At 73.2% G+C, this 6,000-nt stretch carries 6 protein-coding genes; 3 read left to right on the plus strand and 3 right to left on the minus strand.

The window, feature by feature from the left end; translation table 11 throughout:
* Positions 1–209: 209 nt before the first annotated feature.
* Complete coding sequence (glpX, locus tag GB864_RS07345) at positions 210–1,205, plus strand: class II fructose-bisphosphatase (protein ID WP_160423694.1); 996 nt, start codon at positions 210–212, stop codon at positions 1,203–1,205.
* A gap of 219 nt (positions 1,206–1,424) precedes the next feature.
* Positions 1,425–1,823, plus strand: a complete 399-nt coding sequence (locus tag GB864_RS07350) for a VOC family protein (protein WP_160423695.1) — start codon at positions 1,425–1,427, stop codon at positions 1,821–1,823.
* 15 nt (positions 1,824–1,838) lie between these two features.
* On the opposite strand, the gene GB864_RS07355 is transcribed toward GB864_RS07350, so the two are convergent.
* Positions 1,839–3,323, minus strand: a complete 1,485-nt coding sequence (locus GB864_RS07355) for a DNA recombination protein RmuC (protein ID WP_160423696.1) — start codon at positions 3,321–3,323, stop codon at positions 1,839–1,841.
* Positions 3,324–3,525: 202 nt separating this feature from the next.
* On the opposite strand from GB864_RS07355, the gene GB864_RS07360 reads away from it, so the two are divergent.
* Positions 3,526–4,239 carry an HAD family hydrolase gene (locus GB864_RS07360; RefSeq protein ID WP_160423697.1) on the plus strand — a complete coding sequence of 238 codons (714 nt, stop codon included), beginning with the start codon at positions 3,526–3,528 and terminating at the stop codon, positions 4,237–4,239.
* A gap of 12 nt (positions 4,240–4,251) precedes the next feature.
* Here the strand turns inward: GB864_RS07360 and GB864_RS07365 are convergent, their stop codons facing one another.
* Positions 4,252–4,869, minus strand: coding sequence for an exonuclease domain-containing protein (locus GB864_RS07365; RefSeq protein ID WP_160423698.1), 618 nt, complete (start codon positions 4,867–4,869; stop codon positions 4,252–4,254).
* A gap of 74 nt (positions 4,870–4,943) precedes the next feature.
* Positions 4,944–6,000 (minus strand): aminotransferase-like domain-containing protein (locus GB864_RS07370; protein ID WP_160423699.1); only part of this gene is annotated, 1,057 nt, incomplete at its 5' end.

Raw genomic sequence — 6,000 nt, forward strand, 5'->3', positions numbered from 1 at the left:
ATTGGCCGGATGCCCGCGCGCGGCCCCGCACCGGCCCGCCCGCGCACCGTTCCCCGTCCGTTAAGAACCGCAGAACTTTCACACTCGAATGCAGTGAAAGTGACGGGGCCCGCCCATACGCTGGAGCACACGGAGATCCGACCCGAGACTCCCGAGAACGACCGGCACGCCGCCGAACCGGCGGGGCCGTGGAAGGACCGCAAGACGCCATGGGCGAAGAAGCCGAGCTCTTCCACCACCCCGACCGCAACCTCGCCCTCGAGATGGTCCGAGCGACCGAGGCCGCCGCGATCCGGGCCGTGCCGTGGATCGGCAAGGGCGACAAGAACGCCGCCGACAAGGCCGCCGTCGATGCCATGCGGGTCTTCCTCTCCACCGTCGACTTCGACGGCGTCATCGTCATCGGCGAGGGCGAGAAGGACGAAGCGCCGATGCTCTTCAACGGCGAGCACGTCGGCAGCGGCAAGGGCCCCAAGTGCGACATCGCGGTCGACCCGATCGACGGCACGAGCCTCACGGCCGCCGGCCGCTCGCACGCGCTCTCCGTGCTCGCCGTCGCCGACCGCGGCACGATGCTCGACGCCTCCTCCGTCTTCTACATGGACAAGATCGTCACCGGTCCCGAGGGCCGCGGGGTCGTCGACCTCCGCAAGCCCGTCGGCGAGAACCTTCGCGGCCTCGCCGCCGCGCTCGGCAAGGACATCGCCGAGCTCCGCGTCGCCGTGCTCGACCGGCCCCGCCACGAGCAGCTCATCCGCGAGATCCGCGAGGCCGGCGCGGGCACGCGCCTCATCCTCGACGGCGACGTCGCCGGCGGCATCATCGCCGCGCAGCGCGGCACGCGCATCGACGCGTGCATCGGCATCGGCGGCAGCCCCGAGGGCATCACGACGGCCTGCGCCGTCAAGGCGCTCGGCGGCTACATGCAGGGACGCCTCGCCCCCAAGGACGACGCCGAGCGAGCACGCGGCGAAGCCGCCGGGCTCGACATCGACAAGGTGATGGAACTCGACGACATGGTCGCCGGCGACAACACCTTCTTCATCGCCACCGGCGTCACCGACGGAGCGCTCGTCAAGGGCGTCAAGCGCGAGGGCCCGATCATCCGCACCGAGTCGATCGTGCTGCGCGGCCGCTCCGGCACGCTGCGTCGCATCGAGGCGGAGCACCTCGTCGAGAAGTGGCTCGACGAAGCAGACCGATAACAGACGTGGATGCCCGGGTGCGGGCCCGAGGCATCCCGAGATCGCGCCGTGGCCGGCGTGGTCCCCCTTCCCGGGGCGGCGGATGTGGCCGTTCTCCGCCCCGGGACCCCCTCCGTGATCGACCGGTCCCGTCTTCACGGGTTAGCAGTCAGGGGTCGACGCCGAGGCGTCACCCTGCAAGGCTCGGACCGACGACGGTCGTCGAACCGAGGAGGGGTCATGGTCGACATCGAGGATGCGTTTCCGGGATTCGGGGTGGGCGAGATCGCCCCAGCCGTGGCCTTCTACCGCGAAGCGCTCGGACTGCCCGTCGACGAGGATGCGATGCCCGGTTCCTTCACGTTGACGCTGCCGTCGGGGCAGCAGGTGTTCGCGTACGAGCGACCCGGCCACGTGCCGGCGGAGTTCACGATCCTCAACTTCGTCGTCGCCGACATCGACGCGGCCGTCGACGCCCTCAATGCGGCGGGCGTCACGACGAAGCTCTACTCGGGCGACGAGGACTTCGGCACGGACGAGCGCGGCATCGCCCGATCGGACGACCCGTCCGGCGGACCGGCCGGCATCGCCTGGTTCCGGGACCCGTCGGGCAACGTGCTCTCCGTCATCCAGCAGTAGTCGGCGCGCGGCGCGCTACAGGTTGCGGATCTCGGGGTCGAGGTCGGCGCCGTCGAGTCCCGTCCCGTCGAATCCGGCGTCGTCGAACGGGGGGTCGTCGAATGCGGCACCGCCGAGCCCTGCCGGGAAACCCGCGTCGGCGAGACGCACCGACTCGGCGGCATCGGCCGCGGCGCCGGCATCGAGCACGGGTGCGTCGAACTCGCCGGCGGTGAGCCGCCGCGGCTGATCGTGCACGTGCGGCGGTGCGGCGACCGTGTCGAGTTTGGACTCGTCGATGCCTGGGAACTGGCGCGCGGTGACCAGCACGCGCGACTCGAGCGAGCTGGCGAACTTGTTGTAGGAGTCGACGGTGCGCTCGATCGCCTTGCGCAGGCCGTCGGCATGGCCGACGAGGGTGCCGATGCGCGAGTAGAGCAGCGTGCCGAGATCGAAGAGCTTCTTCGCCTCGTCGGACACCGCCTGCTGCTGCCAGGCGTAGTCGATGGTCTTCAGGACGGCGAAGAGGTTGACGGGCGAGGCGAGCGCCACCCGGCGCTCGAAGGCGTGCGTGAGGAGCACCGGATCCGCCTCGAGCGCGGCGGAGAGCAGCGACTCGCTCGGCACGAACGCGATGACGAACTCGGGGGAGTCGAGGCCGTTCCAGTAGCCCTTCTTCGCCAGGGCGTCAATGTGCCCGCGCATCGCCTTCACGTGCTGCCCGAGCAGCGCCTTCCGGCGTGCGCCCTCTTCGCCGACCGCGGTCTCGGGGATCGCGGAGGCCTCGAGGTAGTGCTCGAGCGGCACCTTCGAGTCGAGCGGGATGTACTTGCCCCCGGGCAGGTTGATGACCATGTCGGGCCGTCCGCGGCCGGCATCCGTCGTGATCTGCAACTGCTCGTCGAAGTCGACGTGCTTGATGAGCCCCGCCGCCTCGACGACGCGACGCAGCTGCGTCTCGCCCCAGACGCCGCGCGTGCCGTTCGAGCGCAGCGCGCTCGCGAGCGACTCGGTCGTGGTGCGCAGCCGCTCGTCGGCGATCTGGGCCTGCTTGAGCTGCTCGGCGAGCGAGCCGTACTGGTTCGCGCGCTGCTGCTCGATCTCCGCAACCTTCGACTGCATCTGCGCCAGCGTCTCGCGCACGGGGGAGAGCGCCTGCAGCACCTGCGACTCGCGCTGCTCGCGCGCCTGGCGCTCGGCCTGGTCGAGCCGCTGCTGCTGCGCGGCCTCGCGCTGCTGCGACTGGAGCGCGCCGAGCTGCTCGCGGAGCCCGTCGGCGGCGGCGTCGGCCGCGGCGAGCTGCGCCGTGAGCTCGGACTGGACGGCGCGCTCGGCGGCGAGCAGCGAGGCTCGGTCGGCATCGGCCGCGGCGCGTGCTTCGAGGAGGGTGCGCTCGTGTCGGGCTGCCGCCACCTCGGCCGACTCGGCGGCCGACGCACCCCCGCGGCCGACGAGGCGCGCGACGACGAAGCCCAGCAGGGCGCCGACGACGAGTCCGATGATGAGCAGCACGATCTCCATGGGAACGATGCTCGCAGCCACCGGGGACAACGCCACGGCCCGCGCCGCGCCGCCCGGATCGGCGGACGCACGGCCCGGCGGGCCCGGACGGTCCGCGTCTGGACCGGATCGCCGCTCGCTCCGTCCGGCATCACCGCCGAGTGGCTCGCCCCGCTCGGCTGCGGCTCGACCCGCGGCATCCCGTCGGCCTAGGCTCGCCCGCATGGGCCCGATCGCGACGCTGCTGCTCGACCTCGACGACACCCTGCTCGACCACTCCGGTCGCGCGGGCGTGCTGGTGGCGACGGGCGAGGAGCTGGCCGCGAGGCATCCGGAGATCGAACCCGCCTCGCTCGTCGCGGCCAACCGGTCGGCGTTCCCGGGCTTCTGGGCAGAGGTCGAGGACGACTGGTGCGCGGGGCGCCTCGACGCCGACGAGATGCAGCGCGGGCTCTGGGCCGCGATGCTCGCGTCGCTCTCGCTCGACGTCGGGATCGCCGACGACGCGGCGGCGACCTACCGCCGGCTCGAGGGAGCGTCGACCCGGCTCTACGACGACGCGATCCCGCTGCTGCGACGGGCACGCGAGCGCGGCGTGCGGGTGGCGGTGCTGACGAACGGGCCCGGCGTCTCGCAGCGCGCGAAGGCGGAGCACGCCGGCCTGCTCGAGTACGTCGACGCCGTCGTCGTGTCGGGCGACGTCGGTTCGGCCAAGCCCGACCCCGGATGCTACGCGGCGGCGCTGCGCATCCTCGGCGCGGAGCCTGCCGGCGCGGCGCACGTGGGCGACCTGCTCTCGGTCGACGTCGCGGGCGCACTCGCCGCGGGGATCGGCGCCGTCTGGCTCAACCGCGCGGGCGCGCCGGGGGACGGCGCGATCCGACCGGATCTCGAAGTGCGCTCGCTCCGCGAGGTCGAGGCGCTGCTGGCGGGGTGAGCCGGCGCGGCGTCAGTTCAGGGCCATCGGCCCGTGCAGGTTGCGCTGCTCGCGCACGGCGACGGGGCCGATCGCGCCGACGCGCACCTGGGTGATCTTCGCGAGGCGCTCAAGGTCGCCCGCCTCGTGGCGCGCGGCCGCGTGCACCACGATCGCCGCGCACGCCTGGGCGTCGTCGAGGGCGTTGTGGTGCGAGAAGTCCTCGAAGCCGGCCGCCATCGCCGCGACGGGGAGCCGGTAGGAGTCGAGGTGGTAGGTCTTGCGGGCGACCTGCAGGCTGCAGAGGTAGCGGTGGTCGGGCACGGGCAGGCCGACCGTCGAGGTGATCGACTTCAGCACGCCCATGTCGAACCCGGCGTTGTGGGCGACGAACCAGTCGTCGCCGGCGAACTCCCGGAGTTCGGCGAACACGGCGGGCCACTCGTCGGCGCCGGCGACCATCGCGGGCGTGATGCCGTGGATGCGCACGTTCCACTCGTTGAACTCGTCGTGGCCGAACGGCGGCTTGATGAGCCGGTAGAGCGTGTCGACGACCTTGCCGTCGACGACCTTGACGAGCCCGACCGAGCACGCCGAAGAACTGGAGGCGTTGGCGGTCTCGAAGTCGATCGCGGTGAAGTCCACTGGCACGGCCCACATCCTCGCACGGGCCGCCGACACCGCGGCCCAGGCTGCCCGCCGACGGGCATCCGTGCGCCGATCGTTCAGACGGATGCCCGCACGGCCCGAGCGATCTCCGCGAGCGCCGCCGCGAGGCGGAGGTCGGTCGGGGCTGCGTAGCCGAAGATGATGCCCGCCGCGGCGGTCTCCACGCGGTAGTCGCGGAGGCGTGCGACGCGCACGCCGGCGTCGGCGAGTCGGTCGAGCACGGCGTCCTCGACGACCGCGGAGGGTAGTTCGAGCACCCCGTGCAGTCCGCCGTCGAGGCCGCGCAGCCGGACGCCGGGCAGGTCGAGGTCGCCGAGCGCGTCGAGCACGAGGCCGCGCCGGTGCGCGTACTCGCGCCGCACGGCGGCGATGTGCCGTCGGAGGGCGCCCGACTCCAGCAGCCTTGCCGCCGCATCCTGCGCCACGACGCTCATCGGGGCGTCGAGGTCGGCCCGGACGGCGTCGATCGCGGCGCGGAGCACCGGGTCGCGCACGAGAAGCCAGCCCAGTCGCAGCGACGGCGTCAGCACCTTCGAGAGGGAGCCGAGCAGCACGACGCGGCCCGCACCGCGATCGAGGGAGGCGAGGGCCGGCAGGGGTGCGCCGGTGTGGCGGAACTCGCTGTCGTAGTCGTCCTCGACGAGCACGCCGCCGGTGCGCGCGGCCCAGTCCACGAGGGCGAGGCGGCGCGGGAGCGGCAGGCGCCCGCCGAGCGGGTAGTGGTGACTGGGGGTCAGCAGGACCGCGTCGGGCCGTTCCGGCAGCCCGTCGAGCAGGTCGGCGTCGAAGCCGTCGTCGTCGACGGCCACCGGGGTCAGGCGGGCGCCCTGCCGGGCGAGGATGCGCCGGGCGGTCGGATAGCCCGGATCCTCGACGGCGATCGCGGGGGAACGGCCGAGGAGGTCGCCGAGGGCCTGCGCGAGCACCGCGAGGGCCTCCGACGTGCCGGCGGCGACCCGGATCTCGTCGGGGTGCGCGTCGACGCCGCGCGCGACGCGGAGGTGCTCGGCGATCTCGGCGCGCAGGCGCGGTTCGCCGCGTCGGTCGCCCCAGCCCGGGGTGACCGGGCGGGCAGCCGCCGCGCGCCAGGCCGCGCGCCAGGCCCGCTCGTCG

Origin of the sequence: Agromyces seonyuensis (assembly GCF_009789225.1) — a bacterium.
Taxonomy (GTDB): Bacteria; Actinomycetota; Actinomycetes; order Actinomycetales; family Microbacteriaceae; genus Agromyces; species Agromyces seonyuensis.